Origin of the sequence: Streptomyces cirratus (genome assembly GCF_014650775.1) — a bacterium.
In the GTDB taxonomy this organism is placed as follows: Bacteria; Actinomycetota; Actinomycetes; order Streptomycetales; family Streptomycetaceae; genus Streptomyces; species Streptomyces cirratus.
In genome coordinates this window covers 397,761-419,203 of the sequence record NZ_BMVP01000002.1, presented here as the reverse complement: position 1 = coordinate 419,203, position 21,443 = coordinate 397,761, and the positions used below count along the sequence as shown (strand labels likewise).

18 protein-coding genes and 1 pseudogene are annotated in these 21,443 nt (G+C 72.0%); 5 read left to right on the top strand and 14 right to left on the bottom strand.

The features are described 5' to 3' along the window. The first annotated feature begins 41 nt into the window (after positions 1–41). The 3 genes from IE207_RS06850 (at position 42) to IE207_RS06840 (ending at position 3,268) form a co-directional block, all read left to right on the top strand. Positions 42–1,322 carry an MFS transporter gene (locus IE207_RS06850; protein ID WP_190183119.1) on the top strand — a complete coding sequence of 427 codons (1,281 nt, stop codon included), beginning with the start codon at positions 42–44 and terminating at the stop codon, positions 1,320–1,322. Between the two features lie 179 nt (positions 1,323–1,501). Further along, complete coding sequence (locus IE207_RS06845; protein WP_229873521.1) at positions 1,502–2,167, top strand: L,D-transpeptidase family protein; 666 nt, start codon at positions 1,502–1,504, stop codon at positions 2,165–2,167. A gap of 93 nt (positions 2,168–2,260) precedes the next feature. Continuing rightward, the gene (locus IE207_RS06840; RefSeq protein ID WP_190183118.1) at positions 2,261–3,268 is read left to right on the top strand and encodes a sigma-70 family RNA polymerase sigma factor; all 1,008 of its coding nucleotides are present in this window, start codon (positions 2,261–2,263) and stop codon (positions 3,266–3,268) included. Here the strand turns inward: IE207_RS06840 and IE207_RS06835 are convergent. The 12 genes and pseudogenes from IE207_RS06835 to IE207_RS06785 all read right to left on the bottom strand — a co-directional run bounded on the left by IE207_RS06835 (position 3,155) and on the right by IE207_RS06785 (position 16,662). After that, positions 3,155–3,490, bottom strand: a complete 336-nt coding sequence (locus tag IE207_RS06835) for an STAS domain-containing protein (RefSeq protein ID WP_229873419.1) — start codon at positions 3,488–3,490, stop codon at positions 3,155–3,157. The two genes, IE207_RS06840 and IE207_RS06835, sit on opposite strands and share 114 nt — an antisense overlap. A gap of 114 nt (positions 3,491–3,604) precedes the next feature. Beyond that, positions 3,605–4,882 (bottom strand): thymidine phosphorylase, encoded by a 1,278-nt coding sequence (locus tag IE207_RS06830; RefSeq protein WP_190183116.1) that lies wholly within the window; start codon positions 4,880–4,882, stop codon positions 3,605–3,607. 101 nt (positions 4,883–4,983) lie between these two features. Beyond that, on the bottom strand, positions 4,984–5,382 hold the full coding sequence (locus tag IE207_RS06825; protein WP_190183115.1) for a cytidine deaminase: 399 nt from the start codon (positions 5,380–5,382) through the stop codon (positions 4,984–4,986). Continuing rightward, positions 5,379–6,644, bottom strand: a complete 1,266-nt coding sequence (locus IE207_RS06820; RefSeq protein ID WP_190183114.1) for an ABC transporter permease — start codon at positions 6,642–6,644, stop codon at positions 5,379–5,381. The genes IE207_RS06825 and IE207_RS06820 overlap by 4 nt, the downstream gene beginning before the upstream one ends. Further along, positions 6,641–7,756, bottom strand: coding sequence for an ABC transporter permease (locus IE207_RS06815; protein ID WP_190183113.1), 1,116 nt, complete (start codon positions 7,754–7,756; stop codon positions 6,641–6,643). The genes IE207_RS06820 and IE207_RS06815 overlap by 4 nt, the downstream gene beginning before the upstream one ends. After that, the gene (locus tag IE207_RS06810) at positions 7,753–9,417 is read right to left on the bottom strand and encodes an ABC transporter ATP-binding protein (protein ID WP_373304688.1); all 1,665 of its coding nucleotides are present in this window, start codon (positions 9,415–9,417) and stop codon (positions 7,753–7,755) included. The genes IE207_RS06815 and IE207_RS06810 overlap by 4 nt, the downstream gene beginning before the upstream one ends. 205 nt (positions 9,418–9,622) lie before the next feature. Continuing rightward, positions 9,623–10,687 carry a BMP family lipoprotein gene (locus IE207_RS06805; RefSeq protein WP_190183112.1) on the bottom strand — a complete coding sequence of 355 codons (1,065 nt, stop codon included), beginning with the start codon at positions 10,685–10,687 and terminating at the stop codon, positions 9,623–9,625. 229 nt (positions 10,688–10,916) lie between these two features. Further along, positions 10,917–12,161: an amidohydrolase gene (locus IE207_RS06800; protein WP_190183600.1), complete on the bottom strand. Its 1,245-nt coding sequence runs from the start codon at positions 12,159–12,161 to the stop codon at positions 10,917–10,919. Between the two features lie 137 nt (positions 12,162–12,298). Continuing rightward, complete coding sequence (locus IE207_RS06795; protein WP_229873414.1) at positions 12,299–13,444, bottom strand: hypothetical protein; 1,146 nt, start codon at positions 13,442–13,444, stop codon at positions 12,299–12,301. Between the two features lie 36 nt (positions 13,445–13,480). Further along, positions 13,481–14,386 (bottom strand): N-acetylneuraminate synthase family protein, encoded by a 906-nt coding sequence (locus IE207_RS32980; protein ID WP_229873518.1) that lies wholly within the window; start codon positions 14,384–14,386, stop codon positions 13,481–13,483. Positions 14,387–14,755: 369 nt separating this feature from the next. Next, positions 14,756–15,112, bottom strand: a pseudogene (locus IE207_RS32975) (cytidylyltransferase domain-containing protein); the annotation flags it as partial. 197 nt (positions 15,113–15,309) lie between these two features. Then, entirely contained in the window at positions 15,310–16,662 is a 1,353-nt protein-coding gene (locus tag IE207_RS06785) for a DUF6716 putative glycosyltransferase (protein ID WP_190183109.1), read from the bottom strand. 155 nt (positions 16,663–16,817) lie between these two features. Here IE207_RS06785 and IE207_RS06780 point away from each other — a divergent pair, with 155 nt between their 5' ends. Both IE207_RS06780 and IE207_RS06775 read left to right on the top strand, forming a co-directional pair. After that, complete coding sequence (locus tag IE207_RS06780; RefSeq protein WP_190183108.1) at positions 16,818–17,795, top strand: glycosyltransferase family 2 protein; 978 nt, start codon at positions 16,818–16,820, stop codon at positions 17,793–17,795. Continuing rightward, complete coding sequence (locus IE207_RS06775) at positions 17,792–19,099, top strand: polysialyltransferase family glycosyltransferase (protein ID WP_190183107.1); 1,308 nt, start codon at positions 17,792–17,794, stop codon at positions 19,097–19,099. Before IE207_RS06780 ends, IE207_RS06775 begins: the two co-directional genes overlap by 4 nt. 17 nt (positions 19,100–19,116) lie before the next feature. On the opposite strand, the gene leuE is transcribed toward IE207_RS06775, so the two are convergent. Together leuE and IE207_RS06765 are read right to left on the bottom strand one after the other, a co-directional pair. Next, complete coding sequence (leuE, locus tag IE207_RS06770; protein WP_190183106.1) at positions 19,117–19,761, bottom strand: leucine efflux protein LeuE; 645 nt, start codon at positions 19,759–19,761, stop codon at positions 19,117–19,119. A gap of 86 nt (positions 19,762–19,847) precedes the next feature. Beyond that, positions 19,848–21,440, bottom strand: coding sequence for an acyl-CoA mutase large subunit family protein (locus IE207_RS06765; protein ID WP_190183105.1), 1,593 nt, complete (start codon positions 21,438–21,440; stop codon positions 19,848–19,850). Between the last annotated feature and the right edge of the window lie 3 nt (positions 21,441–21,443).

Genomic DNA, 21,443 nt, shown 5'->3' with positions numbered 1-21,443 from the left:
TGCATTGGACGCATGAAACGGCCCGGGTCTACCGTCGAAGCATGCCTCCCGCTCATACCGGGGCACCCTCCATCCCGGGTGCCTCCATCCCGTCGTCCCCCGGACCGCAGCCCCTCTCCCCCGGCCGTCCCGGCTACCGCCGGATGAGCCTCGCGCTCTTCGCCGCCGGACTCGCGACCTTCGCCCTCCTCTACTCCACGCAGGCGCTGCTGCCCGCGATCTCCGGCGACTTCGGCGTGACGGCCGGACAGGCCAGCTGGACGGTGTCCGCCGCGACCGGCGCACTCGCCCTGTTCGTCCTGCCGCTGAGCGCCCTGTCCGAGCGGTTCGGGCGGACCCGGATGATGACCTGTGGGATGGCCCTCGCCGTCGGGGTCGCCCTGCTCGTCCCGTTCGCCCCGAGCCTGGAGTGGCTGGTGGCGCTGCGCGCCGTCCAGGGCGCGGCGATCGCCGGCATCCCCGCCTCCGCGATGGCGTACCTGGCGGAGGAGGTCCGGCCGAAGGCGCTGGTCGGCGCGATCGGCCTGTTCGTCGCGGGCAACTCGATCGGCGGGATGAGCGGCCGCATCGTCACCGGCTGGGCCGCGCAGCTGTGGGGGTGGCGGGCCGGGTTGCTGACGGTCGGGCTGATGGCGCTGGCGTGCGCGGTGGCGTTCCTGGCGCTGCTGCCGAGGGCGCGGTTCTTCCGGCCGGCGTCGCTGGAGCCGCGCGCGGTGGGACGTACCGTCGCGGGGCACCTGCGGGACCCCCTGCTGCTGCGGCTGTACGGCATCGGCGCGCTGTTCATGACGGTGTTCGGGGCGGTGTACACGGTCATCGGGTACCGCCTGGTGGACGAGCCGTTCTCGCTGGGACAGGGCGTCGTCGGCTCGGTGTTCCTGGTCTACCTGGTCGGTACGGTCTCCTCGGCGGCCGCCGGTCAGCTGGTGGCCCGGATCGGACGGCGCGGCGCGCTGTACCTCGCGGTGACCACGACCGCGCTCGGGCTGCTGCTCTCCCTGGCGGACTCACTGGCCGGGGTCCTGGCCGGCCTGGTGCTGATCACGGCCGGGTTCTTCGCGGGGCACGCGGTGGCCTCGGCGGCGGTGAGCCGGACGGCGACGACGGGCCGCGCGCAGGCGTCGGCGCTCTACCAGTCGGCGTACTACCTGGGTTCGAGCGCGGGCGGCACGCTCGGTGCGCTGGCCTACCACGCCTCGGGGTGGGCGGCCACGGTCGGGATCGCGCTGGTGGCGGTGGTGGGCGTCGCGTCGATCACCCTGTACGGGTCGCGCGTGGCGCGCACCGAACGCCGCCCGACCTCGCTGGCCGCGATGCGCTGATACGTCGGCGCGAGCACCCGCCGTACGACATCGGTACGAGGTGATTTACGGAGCCCGGAGCCCATCACGCTCCGGGCTCCGGCACGTTCGGCCTCCGGGCAGGGAAGGAATGCCGTGGGGAGGCGGATGTGACATCCACACGGAAACGACGGATTCGTACGAAGGGCCGGGCGGCAGCACTGGTGGGCGCGGCGGTGGCCCTGGCGGCGCCGCTGCTGGTCGTGGGGGGCGGGCCGGCGCGGGCCGCTACCTGCACCGCCACCACCGGGCCCTACCAGCGGCAGGTCGAGCAGTTCCTGGGCCGGCCGGTGGACGGCGTGCAGTCGGCGGCCGACTGCACGGCCATCAGGTCGTTCCAGGCGACGCACGGCATCACCCCGACCGCGGGGTACGCCGGGCCGCTCACCTGGCAGACGATGAGCGTGATGCTGGCGCAGCGGGCGGCCGGCACCACCCCCAACCGGGACGGGTCGTGCCCGGTCGACCTGGGGCGGACAGCCTGCGTGGACCTGACGCGCCAGCTCAGCTGGGTCCAGGACGGCGGGAAACTGGTCTACGGCCCGGTGCCGGTGCGCACGGGCAAGGACGGGACCGAGACGCGCACCGGTCACAAACAGATCTACTACCGCAGCATCGACTTCTGGTCGACGCTCTACGACGTCGCGATGCCGTACGCACAGTTCTTCGACGGCGGCATCGCCTTCCACTCCGTCGACAAGAGCATGTGGAACCCGCCGGGCTCCGGCGGCTGCGTGAACATGCGCCCGGCGGACGCCAAGGCCTACTGGAACCTGCTCCGCAACGGTGACGACGTGTACGTGTACGGCCGCAAGCCCGGTACCTGAGCCGCGCCGCGCGCGGCGCCGGACGGTCCGGCTGCCGTTGTCGGACCCCTCCGGTAGTTTGCGACGTAGTGGAACTACTGGGGGACGGCAGCCATGAGTGACCTCGCGACCAGCCCGGAACTCGACTCGGCGATGGACCGCTACCGGGTCGAGCTCACCGGTTACTGCTACCGGATGCTCGGCTCGTCCTTCGACGCCGAGGACGCGGTGCAGGACACGTACCTGCGCGCCTGGCGCGCCTACGGCAAGTTCGAGGGGCGTTCCTCGCTGCGGTCCTGGCTGTACCGGATCGCCACGAACGTCTGCCTGGACCTGCTGAACGCCGGGAACAAGCGGGCCCGGCCGATGGACCTCGGCGCGCCGCAGCACCAGGCGTCGGCCGTGCTCAGCGAGCGGCCCGAGGTGACGTGGCTGGAGCCGGTGCCGGACGGGCGGGTGCTGACGCAGACCGCTGATCCCGCGGAGGCGGCGCTGGCGAAGGAGTCCGTCCGCCTGGCCTTCGTCGCCGCGCTCCAGCACCTGCCGGCGAAGCAGCGGGCCGTGCTGATCCTGCGGGAGGTGCTGGCCTGGAAGGCGGAGGAGGTCGCGACGCTGCTGGACACGACGGTGGCGTCGGTGAACAGCGCCCTCCAGCGGGCGCGGGCCACTCTCGCCGGCCGGGAGATCCGGGCGAGCGATCCGGCGGATCCCCTGGACGCGGACCAGGCGAAGCTGCTGGAGCGGTACCTGAGCGCCTTCGAGGCGTACGACATCTCCCGGCTCACCGCCCTGCTGCACGAGGACGCGGTGCTGTCGATGCCGCCGTTCGACCTGTGGCTCCAGGGGCACGCGGACATCGCGGCGTGGCACCTGAACCAGGGCATCGGCTGCAAGGGGTCCCGGCTCGTGCCGACGACGGCGAACGGCATGCCGGCCTTCGGGCAGTACCGCCCGCGCGAGGACGGCCGGCCGGGGCACGAGCCGTGGGCGCTACAGGTGCTGGAGATATCAGGGGGCAAGATCGTCGGCCTGAACGCCTTCCTGGACACCGCCAGGTGGTTCCCGCTGTTCGGGCTCCCCGAGCAGCTCGACGAGTCCTACGAGGTCCAGCAGGGCGCGTAGCCGCGGCGGGACACCGGCCAGGCTGAGGCGGACCCCGGCCAGGCGGGCGGCGAGCGCGAGGCGCGCGAGCGCGTCCACCTCGGCGAGCCCGGCGGTGGCGAGCGCCCCGGCGGCGCACACCACCCACAGCGGGCGGGGGCCGTCGCGGCACAGCGCGTCGAGCCGTTCGGCGTCGCCGGGGCTCACGCCCGGGCCGGGCAGCACCAGTCTTCTGATCTCCACGAAAGGCTGACCGGGCTCGGCCGCCGAACTCATCGGTGGGCGGAAAGCCGTCGGCGCGGCTCCGGACGGGGAGCCGCGCCGACGGGGTCTGGTGCCCTTACCGGAGGGTGCCGGTCAGGCGATGCGGTCCAGCACGATCGGGTTCGCGGTGAAGGCGGTGCCCGCCGGGGCGATGTCGTACGAGCCTTCCAGGGCGGCCAGCGCGTACTCGAACTTCTCCGGGGTGTCGGTGTGCAGGGTCATCAGGGCCTGGCCCGCGGTGACCGTCTCGCCCGGCTTCGCGTGCAGCTCGATGCCCGCACCCGCCTGGACGGGGTCCTCCTTGCGGGCGCGGCCCGCGCCCAGGCGCCAGGCGCCGACGCCCACCGCGTAGGCGTCCAGCCGGGTCAGCACACCGGAGGCGGGGGCGGTCACGACGTGCTGCTCGCGGGCGACCGGCAAGGTCGCGTCCGGGTCGCCGCCCTGGGCCGCGATCATCCGGCGCCACACGTCCATGGCGGAGCCGTCGGCGAGGGCCTTCGCCGGGTCGGCGTCCTTGATGCCCGCGGCCTCCAGCATCTCCCGGGCCAGGGCCAGGGTCAGCTCCACGACGTCGGCCGGACCGCCGCCGGCGAGGACCTCGACCGACTCGCGGACCTCCAGCGCGTTGCCGGCGGTCAGGCCGAGCGGGGTGGACATGTCGGTGAGCAGGGCGATCGTCTTGACCCCGCTGTCGGTACCGAGGGCGACCATGGTGGAGGCGAGCTCGCGGGCGTCCTCGATGTTCTTCATGAAGGCGCCGGATCCGACCTTGACGTCCAGGACCAGCGAGCCGGTGCCCTCCGCGATCTTCTTCGACATGATGGAGGAGGCGATCAGCGGGATCGCCTCGACCGTGCCGGTCACGTCGCGCAGCGCGTACAGCTTCTTGTCGGCGGGGGCGAGGCCGTCGCCCGCCGCGCAGATGACCGCGCCGGTGGTGTCGAGGACGTTCAGCATCTCCTCGTTGGAGAGCAGCGCCCGCCAGCCGGGGATGGACTCCAGCTTGTCCAGGGTGCCGCCGGTGTGGCCGAGGCCCCGGCCCGAGAGCTGCGGCACGGCCGCGCCGCAGGCCGCTACGAGCGGGGCCAGCGGGAGGGTGATCTTGTCGCCGACGCCGCCGGTGGAGTGCTTGTCGGCGGTCGGGCGGGAGAGCGAGTCGAAGTTCATCCGCTCGCCGGAGGCGATCATCGCGGCGGTCCAGCGGGCGATCTCGGCGCGGTTCATGCCGTTCAGCAGGATGGCCATCGCCAGCGCCGACATCTGCTCGTCGGCGACGACGCCGCGCGTGTACGCGTCGATGACCCAGTCGATCTGTTCGGGGCTCAGTTCGCCGCGGTCGCGCTTGGTGCGGATGACGGAGATGACGTCCATGGAGAGCTTCCTTCTACGCGCATAGAGAGAGGGGGGAAGGATATGACGGAAAGAAAGACGACGGTCCTCCGCCCGGGAGGAGCGGAGGACCGTCGCTGCGGCTATCTCAGGTGGTCGGGCCCGAAGGCCTGCGGGAGCATCGCCGCCAGCGGCAGGACGCCTTCCGGCGTCTCGACCTGGAGTTCGGGCCCGCCGAACTCGAAGAGCAGCTGCCGGCAGCGGCCGCAGGGGACCAGGATCTCGCCCTTGCCGTCCACGCAGGTGAAGTGGGTGAGCCGGCCGCCGCCGGTGGCCTGGAGGGAGGACACCAGCCCGCACTCGGCGCACAGTCCCAGCCCGTAGCTGGCGTTCTCGACGTTGCAGCCCACGACCGTACGGCCGTCGTCGACCAGTGCGGCCACGCCGACCGGGAAGCCCGAGTACGGGGCGTACGCCCGCGTCATCGCCTCCCGGGCGGCGCTCCGCAGCGCCTCCCAGTCCACGGGCCCGTGCGAGCTCACTTGCCCTGGCCCTTGCGGTACGGCATCCCGTCCGCCTTCGGCATCCGCAGCCGCTGCGCCGACAGCGCGAGCACGAGCAGCGTCGTCACGTACGGGGCCGCGTCCACGAACTGGCTCGGGACGGCGTCGGTGAGCGCGTACCAGAGGAAGAGACCGGCGGCGCAGACGGCCGCGATGCCCGCCTGCACGTACTTCCTCTTGTACAGCTGCCAGGCGACGACGAGCACGAGCAGGATCGCCAGCAGCAGGAGCATGGCGTGGACGTTCTCGGAGCCGCCGCGCAGCCGGAGGCTGTAGGTGAAGCCGAAGAGGCCCGAGCCGAGGGCCATGCCGCCCGGCATCCAGTTGCCGAAGATCATCGCGGCGAGACCGATGTAGCCGCGGCCGCCGGTCTGGCCCTCCTGGTAGATGCCGGTGGAGACGATCGCGAGGAACGCGCCGCCGAGACCGGCCATCGCGCCGGAGACGACCACGGCGATGTACTTGTACTTGTAGACGTTGACGCCGAGGGACTCGGCGGCGATCGGGTTCTCACCGCAGGAGCGCAGGCGCAGACCGAAGGCGGTCCGCCACAGGACCCACCAGGTGGCCGGAACCAGGAGGACGGCGAGGACGGTCAGCAGCGAGAGGTTGGTGACCAGACCGCCGAGGACTCCGGCGATGTCCGAGAGCAGGAACCAGTGCTTGCCCTGGAGCGTGGCCAGCCAGTGCGAGAGCCCTGGAATGGTGATCTCGGTGATCGGCTCGATGCGCGGGGACTGCTTGGAGGAGCCGCCCGGGACCGTGTCGAAGGTGAAGTTCGACAGGTACTGGGTGAAGCCGACGGCCAGGATGTTGACCGCCACACCGGAGACGATGTGGTTGACGTTGAACGTCACGGTGATGATCGCGTGCAGCAGGCCGCCGATGGCGCCGCCGACGATGCCCATGAGGACACCGGTCCACGGACCCCACTGGTAGCCGGCCCAGGCGCCGAACCAGGTGCCCAGGATCATCATGCCTTCGAGGCCGATGTTGACGACGCCCGCCCGTTCCGCCCACAGACCGCCGAGGCCCGCGAGGGCGATCGGCACGGCGAGCTGGAGGGCGCCGGAGACCTGACCGACGGAGGTCAGGTCGTCGGCTCCGGAAATGATCCTGACAAGGGAGATCAGGGCGATTCCGCCCGCGATCATCAGCAGGATCCAGGGCAGGGTGAGCTTGCGGCGGCCGCCGCCCTTCTTGGGCGCGGCGCTCGTCGCGGAAACGGTGCTGGTGCTCACGCCGCGACCTCCTTGTTGTCGGTCTTGAGGGCGTGGCCGGCGGCCAGCTCTTCGCCGACCTTCTGCTGCTGGCGGCGGATGCCGTAGCGGCGGACGAGCTCGTAGCTGACGACGACGGCGATCACGATCAGGCCCTGCAGGATCGTGCCGATCTCCTTGGCGTAGCCGTTCTGGTCGAGACCGGCGGAGGCCTTGTCGATGAAGGCGATCAGGAGTGCCGAGAAGAAGATGCCGACGGGGTTGTTGCGGCCGAGCAGGGCGATGGTGATGCCGGTGAAGCCGATGCCCAGCGGGAAGGACAGGTTGTAGGTGTGCGACTCGCCGAGCAGCAGCGGCATGCCCGTCAGGCCGGCGACCGCACCCGAGATGAGCATCGACGTCATGATCATCTTCTTGGCGTCCACACCGGAGGCCTGGGCCGCGCTCTCGCTGGCGCCGGTGGCGCGCAGGTCGAAGCCGAAGCGGGTCCGGTTCAGCACGAACCAGTAGACGATGCCCAGTGCGAAGGCGACGAAGGTGAAGCCGTAGATGTCGCCGCCGGGGAGGGAGAGCGACGGGACCCAGCCGGACTCCGGGATGTCACCGGTGGTGAGGTCGTTGGAACCGGCCGGCTGGACGCCGAAGTTCTTCGGCAGGATCAGCCAGGCGATCAGCGACGTCGCGATGGCGTTGAGCATGATCGTGGAGACGACCTCGCTCACCCCGCGGCGGGCCTTGAGGGCGCCCGCGATGCCGGCCCAGAAGGCGCCCGTGAGCATGGCGACGACCACGATCAGCAGGACGTGCAGCGGACCGGGCAGCGAGACCGCCGTACCGACCACCGCGGAGATCATCGCCGCGAGGCGGTACTGGCCGTCCACGCCGATGTTGAAGAGGTTCATCCGGAAGCCGATGGCGACGGCCAGGGCTGCCAGGTAGTAGATGCCGGCCTGATTGATGATCAGGACCTGGATGTCTTCGTAACCGGCCTGGTCGATCATGATGCGCAGCGGGTCGATCGGGTCGACGCCCGAGGCGGCCAGCACGATCACGGTCAGCACCAGGGCGCTGACCAGTGCGAGCACCGGTCCGGCGACCGCGAGCAGCAGCCGGTCCTTGTCGAATTTCTTCATCGGGCCTCGTCCTCCGTCGTCTCACCGTCGGCAGCGGCGGAGCCTTCAACGTGGTCGTTGTTCGCTTCCAGGTGCCCGGTGGCGGCACCCGTCATGGCGGTGCCCAGTTCCTCGGGCGTGATGGTCGCCGGATCGGCGTCCGCGACCAGGCGGCCGCGGTAGATGACGCGCAGGGTGTCGGACAGGCCGATCAGCTCGTCGAGGTCGGCGGAGATGAGCAGCACGGCCAGGCCCTCGCGCCGGGCATCGCGGATGGCGTCCCAGATCTGCGCCTGCGCACCGACGTCCACACCGCGGGTGGGGTGGGCGGCGATGAGGAACTTGGGGTTGTGGCTCATCTCGCGGCCGACGATCAGCTTCTGCTGGTTGCCGCCGGAGAGGGAGGCCGCGGTGACGTCGATGCCCGGGGTGCGGACGTCGTACTCGCGCACGATGCGCTCGGTGTCCTTGCGGGCGGCCTTGAGGTCGAGGACACCGCGCTTGGAGTTCGGCGTCTCGGTGACGTGGCCGAGGATGCGGTTCTCCCAGAGCGAGGACTCCAGCAGCAGCCCGTGCCGGTGGCGGTCCTCGGGGATGTAGCCGATGCCGCCCTCGCGGCGCTTGCGCACCGGTTCCTTGGTGATGTCGCGGCCGTCGAGGGTGATCACGCCCGCGTCGGCGGCGCTCATGCCCATGAGGGCTTCGATGAGCTCCGTCTGGCCATTGCCCTCGACACCCGCGATGCCGAGGACCTCGCCCTTGTGGATCGTGAAGGTGACGTCGTCGAGCAGGAGCCGGCCCGCTTCGGCGCTCTCGCGGATGTAGGAGTCCTCCGGAGCCGTGCGCCCCATGGTCTCCGGTTCGGCGGCGACGGCGTCGGCCGCGGCCAGGGTCAGGCCCTCGACGGTCAGCATCGCAACGGCCGTCACCGTGGACTCGCGGGTCTCCGGCGAGGGCAGCTCGCTGCCGACCATCAGCTCGGCGAGCTGCTTGGTGGTGGCGGTGCGGGGGTCGGCGGTGCCGACCGTGGTGCCGCGGCGGATGACGGTGATGTCGTCGGCGACCTTGAGCACCTCGCCCAGCTTGTGCGAGATGAAGATGACGGTCAGGCCCTCGGCCTTGAGCTCGCGCAGGTTGTCGAAGAGAGCGTCCACTTCCTGCGGCACGAGCACGGCGGTCGGCTCGTCGAGGATCAGGGTGCGGGCGCCGCGGTAGAGGACCTTGAGGATCTCCACGCGCTGGCGGTCGGCGACGCCGAGTTCCTCGACCAGGGCGTCGGGGCGGATCCCGAGACCGTACGCGTCGGAGATCTCCATGATCTTCTTGCGGGCCTTGCCGCCGATCCCGTACAGCTTCTCGCCGCCGAGGACGACGTTCTCAAGGACGGTCAGGTTGTCGGCGAGCATGAAGTGCTGGTGCACCATGCCGATGCCGCGGGCGATGGCGTCGCCCGGGTTGGCGAAGGAGACCTGCTCCCCGTCGACGGCGATGGTGCCCTCGTCCGGCTTCTGCATGCCGTAGAGGATCTTCATCAGGGTCGACTTGCCGGCACCGTTCTCACCGATGAGGGCGTGGACCGTGCCCTTGCGAACGGTGATGTCGATGTCCTTGTTGGCGACGACGCCAGGGAAACGCTTGGTGATGCCGTGCAGTTCTACGGCGGGGGGGCTGGACGCGTTGATGACGCACTCTCCTTGGCGCGAAGGAGCGGAAGGCAGGGGGACAGGGCGGGGAGAGAAGGTACCGCGTCCACGGTTCCTCTACGCGCGTAGCACTGTCGGAAGTGAAAAGTCGTGACCAGGTGGCCACTTGACGCGGGCCGGGGCCCGGGTGACGGCAGAGCCGCTACCCGGACCCCGGCAAACCGATCGGCTGTCAGGCCGTCCCTTACGGGGCGGTCTTGACGGTGATCTTCTTGGCGATGATGTCGGCCTTGGCCTTCTCCACCGCGGCGGTGACGTCGGCCATCGCCTTGTACTGCGGGTTGGAGTCGGCCAGCGCGACTCCGTTCTTGTCCAGGCCGTAGCGGACCTCTCCGGACTCCGGCTTGCCGTCCTTGACCGACTTGATCAGGTCGAAGACCGAGAGGGAGACGTCCTTGGTGACCGAGGTCAGGATGTGGTCCTTGTACTTGGCAAGACCGGGCTGGTTGTACTGGTCGGAGTCGACACCGATGGCCCACTTGCCGGCGGTGGCGGCGGCCTCGATGGCACCCGAGCCCGCGAGGCCGGCGGCGGCGTAGACCACGTCGGCGCCGGCGTCGAGCTGGCCCTTGGCGGCGGCCTTGCCGAGGTCGGGCTTGGCGAAGCCGGAGAAGTCCGGCGGCTGGGTCAGGTAGGTCGACAGCACCTTGGCGTTCGGGTTGGTGTCCTTGACGCCCTGCTCGAAGCCCGCCTGGAACTTCTTGATCAGCGGGACCTCGACACCGCCGATGAAGCCGACCGTGCCGGTCTTCGACGTCTTGGCGGCGGCGACGCCGGCCAGGTAGGAGCCCTGCTCCTCGTTGAAGACCAGGTTCGCGATGTTCTTGTCGGTCTGCGAGGTGTCGTCGATGATGCCGAACGTGGTGTCCGGGAACTTCGCCGCGACCTTCTTGATGGCCGGCGCGTAGGAGAAACCGACGCCGATGACCGGGTTGTTGCCCTTGCGCGCGAGCTCGGTCAGGCGCTGGACCTTGTCGGCCTCGGACTCGCCCTCGGTGGGCTCCGCCTCGGCGGTCTTGATCTTGAGTTCGGTCTTCGCCTTCTCAAGACCGGCGTAAGCGGCGTCGTTGAACGACTGGTCGCCACGGCCGCCGATGTCGTACGCGATGGCGGCGCTCGCCTCCTTCGTCCCGGAGGAGGAGGTGGACGAACCGGCGTCCGACGACTTCTTTCCGCCACAGGCGGTGGCCGAGAGGGCCAGCGCCGCGGACGCGAGGCCCACGGTGGCGATCCTGGTGATCCGGCGCAAGGGGAGGCTCCTTCAAAACCTGACCGAAGCGCCACGACCGGCGCTGGTTTCGCGGCGATCGTAACGCGCGTAGATGTCAGTTAAGAGCCCGTTCATGAGTCGTTATCGGATCGTCGCGAACCGGACAGTGACCGATCGGTAACTGGTCAAGCGTCCAGCCCTTGCGTATCAAGGGCTGGACAGGTGCGCCGGGTGCCGCTCAGATGTTGTACAGATTTTGCCCCGGCTTTTACCTGGAAGGCCTGGCGCGCCTCCCGTCGAGCAGGGCGGCGGCCGTGAAAAACTCCACGCCCACCGTGATCGCCGACTCGTCCACGTCGAAGTCGCCGCGGTGCAGGTCGCGCTTGGCCGGATCACCGGGCTTGTGCACCCCGAGGCGGGCCATGGCGCCCGGCACGTGCTCCAGGTACCAGGAGAAGTCCTCGCCGCCCAGGCTCTGCTCGGTGTCCTCGATCGCCTCCGGGCCGCGCCGGGCCGCCATCGCCTCCCGCAGCAGCTCGGTGACCACCGGGTCGTTGACGACCGGCGGCACGCCCCGGACGTAGGTGATCTCGGACTTGGCCCCGTGCAGGGCGGCGACCTCGTCGATCGCCGCGTGGATCTGGTCGGGGGCGTCGTGCCAGGCGTTCAGGTCCAGGCACCGCACCGTCCCGGACAGCTCCGCGTGCATCGGGATGACGTTGCAGGCGTGCCCCGCCTCGATCCGGCCCCAGGTGACCGACATGCCCGAGCGGGCGTCCATCCGCCGGGCCAGCACGGCCGGTACGTCGACCGCGACGCGGGCGGCCGCCGTGACGAGGTCGGTGGTCAGGTGGGGACGGGCGGTGTGGCCGCCGGGGCCCGCCAGCGTGACTTCCAGGCGGTCGCAGGCGGAGGTGATGGGGCCGGGGCGCAGCCCGATCTTCCCGGCGTCGACGCGGGGGTCGCAGTGCACGGCGATGATCCGGCCGACGCCGTCCAGCACCCCGTCCTCGATGGCGTCGCTCGCACCGCCCGGCAGGACCTCCTCGGCGGGCTGGAACAGCAGCCGGACCGGCCTCGGCAGCAGGCCCTGCCGGTCCAGCTCGGCGAGCACCAGGCCGGCGCCGAGCACGGTCACGGTGTGGACGTCGTGGCCGCAGGCGTGCGCCCGGTCGGGGAAGGTCGAGCGGTAGGGGACGTGGGTCTTGGTGTCCGGGATGGGCAGGGCGTCGATGTCCGCGCGCAGGGCCAGCACGGGCGCCACCCCGTCCCAGGTGCCGACGTCACAGATCAGGCCGGTGCCCGTGTTCAGCACCCGTGGGCGCAGGCCGGCTTTTTCCAGCCGGGCCTTGATCGCCGCCGTGGTGCGGAACTCCTGGTGCCCGAGTTCGGGATGCATGTGCAGGTCCCGGCGGAAGGCGATCAGTTCGGCACGCAGGTGGTCCGGAAGCGTGCCGGGCAGCTCGGGCCGGTCGGGCGTGCCGGGCAGGGCGGTCTGGGACTCGCGGGACATCAACTGGTTCACCCGTTGAAGGGTAGGCCCACGGATGGGTCAACTGGCCGGAGATCACAAAAAGTTCATGCCGTTAGGGGATAGAAACCCGGCCTCCGGACGCATGACCGGATGCGCCGGAGGGTAAACTCGCGCGCTCACCCGGCCGCCGGAGCCGCCTGAGCGGGGAGTCTGCGCACGTCCCGGGCGGTGTCCGTGACCGCCGCGAGGAAACCGCGGGCCCGGGGCGAGGCGGCGTCGGTGAGCCAGGCCGGTTCGACATCGCATACGGCGACGGTGACGCCGGTACCCGCCAGGGCGTACGGCAGCGTGTGGACGACCGTGGACGGGAAGCTGACGATGGTCCGGCCCACCGGTCCCCGCCGGGCGATCAGCTCCAGGGGCAGGTCCGGCCGTACGATCTCCAGCCCGGCCGCCTCGCTCAGCGCCCGCAGCTTCTGCGGGGACTCCCGGCGGTGCGCGAAGTACCGCGTCGCGCCGTGCTCCCGGCTCAGGGCGCACACGGCGTCGAGATAGCGGGCCGGGTCCACCACGCCGGTCTCCACCAGCGAGGTGCCGACCAGATCGGTCCCCTTGGTCAGGCGGGGCGGCCCGAAGCGGGAGCGGGTCCAGGCGAAGTCGTTGACCCTCAGCTCCATCCCGGGCAGCGGGGGGACCGGCATCGAGGTGAACACCCGCACGCGGCGGCGGCCGCCCGGGGTGAGCCGGCGCCGCGCGGTCCCCGACACCGGGGCGTACGCGAGTTCCCGCACCCGGGACGCGGTGCCGCCGCCGGTGCGGTGCCAGCGGCGCAGCCGTTCGCCGCGGCCGAGCTGCGCGAGGAACTCCATGGTGGCGGTGCCGTCGTCGACGACCACCAGTTCCGCGCTGCGGGCCGCCGGCGCGAGCAGGAGCTGCACGAAGCGGGAGAAGGGGTCCCCGACCACGATGCGCTCGGCCCTGCGCACTTCGGCGGCGAGCGCCGCCAGCGCCTTGAACGGGGCTCCCGCGCCACCGCGCGCCTCCTGCCACCGGACGGTGAACCCCTCGTCGCGGGCCAGGGCGGCGACGCGGCGCAGCTGGCCGCGGGACATCGGGTCGGTGGGCGGGAGGACGACGATCAGCGGGGCGTGCGGACGGCCGGCCGCGCGGGAGGCAGCGGTGGGCTGACGGGGCACGGCCCCCAGGAGCGGGCCGGGGGCGGGGCTGTTCTCGGCGTGGGCCCATTCGAGGACGTTGAGCAGCTGGACCGGGCTCTCCACGAAGGCCAGGGTCGAAGCGGGGGTGGAAGCGGAGGGGATCACCACGTACTCCTCGTTCCTCGTCAGAGGCGGTCGGGATCAGACGGCGGCGGGGACCTGGCCGGAGAAGCGGCGGAGCTTCTTCATCGGGGCCAGCTCGGAGTCGTAGACGCGCTTGACGCCGTCCCCGAGGGCGGTCTCGATGGTGCGGATGTCGCGCACCAGGCGGGCGAGGCCGCCCGGTTCCACGGAGGCGGCCTGGTCGGAGCCCCACATCGCGCGGTCGAGGGTGATGTGCCGCTCGACGAACGCGGCACCGAGGGCGACGGCGGCCAGCGTGGTCTGCAGGCCCGTCTCGTGGCCGGAGTAGCCGATCGGGACGTTGGGGTACTCCTCGCGCAGGGTGTTGATCACCCGCAGGTTGAGCTCCTCCGCCTTGGCGGGGTACGTCGAGGTGGCGTGGCAGAGCAGGATGTTGTCGCTTCCCAGCACCTCGACGGCGTGCCGGATCTGCTTCGGGGTGGACATGCCGGTGGACAGCACGACGGTCCGGCCGGTGGCGCGCAGGGCGCGCAGCAGCTCGTCGTCGGTGAGGCAGGCGGAAGCCACCTTGTGGGCGGGCAGGTCGAACTTCTCGAGGAAGGCGAGGGCCTCGGTGTCCCAGGGGGAAGCGAACCAGTCGATGCCGCGCTTGGCGCAGTGCGCGTCGATGGCCCGGTAGTCGTTCTCGTCGAACTCGACGCGGTGGCGGTAGTCGATGTAGGTCATCCGGCCCCAGGGCGTGTCGCGCTCTATGTCCCACTGGTCGCGGGGGGTGCAGATCTCCGGGGTGCGCTTTTGGAACTTGACGGCGTCGCAGCCGGCGTCGGCGGCGGCGTCGATCAGGGCGAAGGCGTTGCCGAGGTCGCCGTTGTGGTTGATGCCGATCTCGCCGACGACGTAGACGGGCTGGCCGGGGCCGGCGAGGCGCTTGCCGAAACCGCGCAGACGGGTGGTGGTGCTCATGGTGGGTGACGTCCTTCGTACGGGGGGCGGGGGCGGAGGCGGAGGCTGGTCTTCGCGGGGGGTGTCGAGCAGGGGCGCGAGGAGACGGGCGCGGGCCAGGTCGTGGGGGTCGTCGACCTCCAGGACGCGGGCCGGGTCGGTGACGACGGGCCGGGTCCGCCCGAAGAAGCGGTGGCGGGCGGCGCGGAAGCCGTCGGTGGCCATGGCGTAGGCGGCGCCGGTCTCCAGCAGGTCCTCGGGGCGGTCCTGGCGGCGGGGGCGGTACGCGGCCTCGTGGTTGACGCCGGCGCCGGTGCCGTCGGGCCCGGCGCGCCAGAGGAAGCCGTGGAACGGGGCCACGGTCAAGGCGGAGTCGGCGGCGCCGGAAGCGACGGCCGTGGCCACGGATTCGATGTCGGACGGGGTCAGGAAGGGGCTGGTGCACTGGACCAGGAGGACGACGTCGACGCGGACGGAGTGCAGTTCCTCGAAGGAGCCCAGCGCGTGCAGCACGGCGGCTTCGCTGCTCGCGGTGTCCCCGGCGATGGCGGCGGGCCGGCGCAGGGCGACCGCCCCGGCGGCCCGGGCGGCCGCGGCGATGGCCTCGGAGTCGGTGGAGACGACCACGTCGGTGACGGCGGGCGCCGCCCGGCAGGCCCGCACGGCGCGGGCGACGAGCGGGACCCCGCCGACCTCGGCCAGGTTCTTCCCCGGCACCCCCTTGGACCCGCCCCGCGCCGGGATCACGGCGAGCACCCGCGGGACGGCGCGCTCCGGCGCGGGGGCCGCCCCGGACGCGGGGTCCGGGCCGCCGGGGTCGGGGGCGGGCGGGGGCGCGGGCGCGGGCGCGGCGGCGGGTGCCGCCCCGGGGACAACCGCGGGTGCGGCGGCGGGTGCCGCCCCGGGGACAACCGCGGGCGCGGGGGTGGGGCGGGGGCGGTGGGTCACAGCTGCCCCAGGCGGCGGATCACCGGGGCCACCCGCTGGACCCCGTGCCGGTACGCCCCCCGCGCGGCCTCGCGCAGCCGGCTCCGGAGCCAGCGGCGGGCCCGGGACTCGCCGGAGTCGAGCCGGACGGCGCCGGGCAGCGGGGTCCCGTCGGGGGCGAGGTGGTGGCGGGCCAGGATCCCGGGCAGGTACCCGGGGGCGGTGGCCCGCGTGTAGTACGGGGCGACGGGCGGGAGTTGCTCCCGTGCGAGCAGCTCCGCGAGCCGGGTCCGGGCGGCGGCGAAGGGCTCCCCGGCCGGGGTCACACCCTGCTCCGCGAGCCAGCCCGGGTCGGCCTTCGGCAGCAGCCCGTCGTCCAGTTCGTCCCAGGAGGCGAGGCAGCCGGAGCCGAGGAAGTGGTGGTTGCCCAGCGCCTCGCGGATCCCGAGGTCGGTGAGGACCGCGGTCGGGACACCCCGGTGCATGGCCTCCAGGGCGGCGGTGGAGGAGACCGTGACCAGCAGGTCGGCGCCGTCCAGTACCGCACCCATGTTCCCGTAGACCAGGCGGCAGTTGGCCGGCAGTCCGCCGGGCAGCCGCCCGGCGAGCCGCTGGTACGGCTGCTCCTCCAGGTGTGTGGTGTGTTCCCCGGGCAAACTGCGCAGCTTGACCAGCACCTCCCGGCCCGGGTGGAGCCGGGCGTGGGCGGCGGCCCGTGCGAGCAGGTACGTACGGTCGGCGCGGCTCTCGGGGACGGAGGGCTGCACGGCGAAGACGACGGTGCGGGCGGCGGCGCCCGGTTCGTGCGGGGCGCCTTCGAGGAAGGGCAGCGCCGTCTCGGTGACGGAGTCCGACGCGGCGCCCACCCCCTCGTACACGGCGCGGAAGCGGGCCGCGTCGTACGGCGAGTTCGCGAGGACGAGGTCCGCTCCGTGCCGCAGCAGCAGCCCGTCGGTGAGTTTCTCGTAGACCACGCCGACGTAGCCGGTCACCAGGACGGGACGGGCCGCCGGGTCGGGCCACAGGGCGCGCACGCCGTGCAGGACGGCCTGGACGGCGCCGCCGACGAGGGCCAGGACGATCACGTCGTAGCGCTCCGCGCCGTTCGCCCGCCCGATCTCGGCCAGGAACTCCGCGCAGGTCACCTCGGCCGGCCCGGCCGGCCCCGTCCCGATGCCGACCTCGCCGAGCTGGCGTGCGGTCGGCGTGGCCCGGCCGCGCAGCAGGAATCCGGCGGGCCGGTGGCCGGGCGCGAGGCGCCGGGCGGTGAGCGCACCCCATTTCCATCGCGTATCGGAATCGGCGAGTACGGCGATGCGGAGATCGCCACTATTACTGGTGGCTGGCACCCGGCAGAAGCTATTCCGCATTTCCGCTGACCGGCCCAACGACCGCACAACAGATGGTTAACAACCCGTCGATTTCATGCGGAAGCGCACGGGTTAACGCGACCGCCCCGCGTCGTTCACACGCAGTCCTCGTACGGGCCACGGTGAATGCCGGGCGGCGCCCTAAGGTCACGCGGGTGCCCAAGCTCTCTGTCGTCGTGCCGTTCTACAACGTGCAGACATACGCGCCGGACGTCCTGCGGAGTCTCGAACTGAACGCCCGGGAGGATTTCGAGTTCCTGCTCGTGGACGACTGTTCGACGGACGGGACGGCCGCCTTGCTGGAGCGGGCGGCGGACCGGCTGCCCGGCGCCGTGCTCCTCGCGCGGGAGGCGAACGGCGGCCTCGCCACGGCGCGCAACACCGGCCTGGACGCGGCGCGCGGCGAGTACGTCGCCTTCCTGGACGGGGACGACTGGCTCTCCCCCGGCCATCTGGCCCGCACGCTGGAGGCGGTCGAGGCGCTCGGCTGTGACTTCGTACGGACCGACCACGTGCAGGTCACGGGCCGGACGCGGAGCGTGCAGCGGGTCCCGTTCGGGCCGCAGGGCGTCGTGAGCGACCCCCGCTCCGCGATCCTGCCGGCCTCACGGGCGACGGCGGTCGACTACCCGTACGCCTGGGCCGGCATGTACCACCGGCGGCTGCTGGACCGGGGGTTGCTGCATTTCACGGACGGTCTGCGGACGGCGGAGGACCGGCCGTGGATCTGGCGGCTGCACCGGGAGGCGAAATCCTTCGCGGCGGTCGGGGAGTCCGGAATTTTCTACCGGCGCGGCATTTCGACCTCGCTGACGCAGATCGGGGACGAGCGCCAGCTCGATTTCATTCGCGCATTCGATCAAGTTCTGTCGGATACGGCCACGGACCGGGAATCGGGACAGCTCCTTCCGAAAGCCGTCCGAACATATTGTGCGATCATCGCCCATCAGATCGGATCCATCGAGAGGTTCGAACCGGCCGTGGCCGGAAAACTGCGCCAACTGAGCGCCGCCGCGCTGGCGCGCATGCCCGGCGCGCTGCTGGACCAGGCACTGGACTCGATGGACGCCGACCGCTCCGCCCTGCTGCGCCGGCTGCGGCGCCGCACCCCGGCCGCGGGGGCCGCCGCGTGAGCGTCACCCGGATCTTCCTCGCCTCCACCCCGTACGGGACGGCCACCCTCGCGGCGGCCGTCGACGCCGGCCGCTTCCCGCCCGCCGACCGCCGCATCCTGCTGACCAGCAACCACTCCCCCGCCCCCGAGGTCACCCCGGGGCTCGCCGCCGTACCGGGCTTCGCCGCGCTGCGCGCCCGCTTCGACGAGGTGATCGACTGGAACGCCGTCATCGCGCCGCAGCACCCGGGCGTATGGGCGCCGCGCGAGGAGGACGTCCCGATGTGGGAGCGGCAGTTGCGCGCGCTGTGGGGGCTCGGGGACGACCGGGTCGAACTCGTCGTGGAGTCCCTGCAAGTCCCTCCCGCGCAGAGCCTGTGCCGGCTGTTCCCCGGCGCCGCCGTCGACGTCTACGCCGACGGGCTGATGAGCTACGGGCCCACCCGCTTCCGGCTCGACCCGCAGATCGGGATGCGCGTGCGGCGGGTGCTGCACCTGGACCTGGTGCCCGGGCTGGAACCGCTGCTGCTGACGGAGTTCGGGGTGCCCGGGGAACTGGTGCCCACCGCCCACTTCTTGAAGGTGGTGGCCGAACTCGCCCCGTACGCGCAGCCGGTCCCGGCCGTCGGCGAGGCCCCGGCGCTGCTGCTCGGGCAGTACCTCTCGGCGCTGGAGCTGATGTCGGCGTCCGAGGAGGAGGACCTGCACGTGGAGATGGTGCGCGGAGCGTACGCGCGGGGCCACCGGGAGCTGGTCTTCAAGCCGCACCCGAGCGCCCCGGCGCAGTACTCGCGGCGGGCACAGGCGCAGGCGCGGCGGCTGGGGGCGCGGCTGACGGTGGTCTCGGAGCCGGTGCTCGCCGAGACCCTGTACGAGCGGCTGCGGCCGGCGCTGGTGGTGGGGTGCTTCTCGACGGCGCTGCTCACGGCGGCGACGCTGTACGGGATCCCGGTCGCACGGACGGGCACGGAGGCCGTGCTGGGGCGCCTGGAGCCCTACCAGAACAGCAACCGGATCCCGCTGACGCTGGTGGACGCGCTGCTGCCGGAGCTGTCCGGGGCCGAGTCCCCGGCCGTGCCGGACGTGGCCGCCCTGGTCACCGCGGTCGGCTTCACGATGCAGCCGCGCATCCTGGCGGCGCGGCGCGAGGAGGCCCAGAGGTACCTCTCGGGGTCGCTGACCCCGCGGACCCGGCGGTACTTCAAGCGCCGCCGTCTGACGGTGCTGGGACTGCCGGGCGGCGTACCGGCGCGGCTGGCCTTCCTGCCGCGCAGCCCTCGGCTGCGCCGGGCGGTCCACCGGGTGCTGCGCCGCCTGCGCTGAACGCCGTTGGCGGGCCGTCAGCCCGTGGCGAGCTTGGCGGCGAAGCCGAGGAAGAGCACGCCCGCCGCCGAGGTGGCCCCGGCCGAGAGCCGCTTGCGGCGGCGGAAGGCCGCCGACAGCCGGGTCCCGGTGAATATCAGCGTCGACAGGTACAGGAAGCTCGCCAGCTGCGACAGCGCCCCCAGCAGCAGGAACGACAGCGCGGGGTAGGCGTACCCAGGATCCACGAACTGCACGAAGAACGAGAGCAGGAACAAGATCGCCTTCGGGTTGAACAGGCTCACCACCAGCGCCCGCCGGTACGGCCGCTCGTCCGGCACCTCCGGCTCGGCCAGGGCCTCCTCCTGCCGGGCCGCCCGGTCGCGCCACATGCCCCACGCCGTCCGCATCATGCCGAACGCGAGCCACGCCAGGTATCCGGCCCCGAGGAACTTGACCAGCGTGAACACCACCGGGCTGGCCTTGAGCAGCGCCCCCGCCCCGGCGGCGGTGAGGGCCATGAGGACGGTGTCGCCGGTGAACACCCCGCAGGCGGCCTTGTACCCCTCGCGGACTCCCTTGCGCGCGGCGACGGACAGCACGTAGAGGGAGTTCGGTCCCGGCAGGAGGACGATGAGGACGAGGCCGGCGAGATAGGTCGGCAGATCGGTGACACCCAGCATGGGAGGGAGTGTTTCACGCCGTCCGACCGGCCGGTACACGTCCCGCGGCCCCTGAAAGCAAGGTCACAGGAAGCGAGGTCACAGGATCAGAAGGCGTCCGCCGGGACATGGGTGCCCCACACCTCCCGCAGCGCCCCGCACACCTCCCCCACCGTGGCCCGGGCCCGCAGCGCCTCCTTCATCGGGTAGAGCACGTTCGCCGAGGCGTCGGCCGCCGCCGCCCGCAGGCCCTCCAGCGCCGCCGCCACCGCCGCCCCGTCGCGCTCCGCGCGCAGCCGCGCCAGCGCCTGGCACTGGCGCGCCTCGATCGCCGGGTCCACCCGCAGCGGCTCGTACCGTTCCTCCTCCGCGAGCGCGAAGCGGTTGACGCCGACGACGACCCGTTCGCCCGCCTCCTGCTCCCGCGCGAGGCGGTACGCGTTCCGCTCGATCTCGCCCTTCTGGAACCCGGCCTCGATCGCGGCCACCGCGCCGCCCAGTTCCTCCACGCGCCGCATGAGCGCGAGAACGGCCTCTTCCAGTTCGTCCGTCATCCGCTCCACCGCGTACGACCCCGCGAAGGGGTCCGCCGTGTGCGGTACGTCCGTCTCGTGGGCGAGCACCTGCTGGGTGCGCAGCGCGAGCCGCGCCGACTTCTCCGTGGGCAGCGCGATCGCCTCGTCGAAGGCGTTGGTGTGCAGGGACTGCGTGCCGCCCAGGACCGCGGCCAGTGCCTGGACCGCGACCCGTACGAGGTTCAGTTCGGGCTGCTGCGCGGTCAGCTGGACCCCGGCGGTCTGGGTGTGGAAGCGCAGCATCAGCGACTTCGGGTCCCGGGCGCCGAACTCCTCGCGCATCACCCGCGCCCAGATCCGCCGGGCGGCACGGAACTTGGCGACCTCCTCCAGCAGGGTGGTCCGGGCGACGAAGAAGAAGGACAGCCGGGGGGCGAAGTCGTCGACGGGCATGCCCGCGGCCAGTGCGGTACGGACGTACGCGATCGCGTCGGCCAGGGTGAAGGCGATCTCCTGCGCGGGCGAGGCTCCGGCCTCCGCCATGTGGTAGCCCGAGATGGAGATGGTGTTCCACTTGGGGATCTCGGCCCGGCAGTAGCGGAAGATGTCCGCCGTCAGCCGCAGGGAGGGGCCGGGCGGGAAGATGTACGTCCCCCGGGCGATGTACTCCTTGAGTACGTCGTTCTGGATCGTCCCGGTGAGCCGGTCGGCCGTGATGCCCTCCTCTTCGGCCACGAGCTGGTACATCAGCAGCAGCAGCGCCGCCGGGGCGTTGATGGTCATGGAGGTCGAGACCCGGTCCAGGGGGATCCCGTGGAACAGCAGCCGCATGTCCTCGACGGAGTCGACGGCGACGCCGACCTTGCCGACCTCGCCGTGGGCGAGCGGTGCGTCGGAGTCGTGTCCCATCTGGGTCGGCAGGTCGAAGGCCACCGACAGGCCCGTGCCGCCGCCTTCGATCAGGGCGCGGTAGCGGGCGTTGGACTCGGTGGCCGTGCCGAAGCCCGCGTACTGGCGCATCGTCCAGGGCCGTCCGGTGTACATCGTGGGATGGACGCCGCGGGTGTAGGGGTAGTCCCCCGGGGCCCCCAGCTTGACGGCCGGGTCCCAGTCCGCGAGGGCCTGCGGACCGTAGACCGGTTCGATGGGGATTCCGCTTTCGGTGCGTGCTGGGGGACGAACCATGAC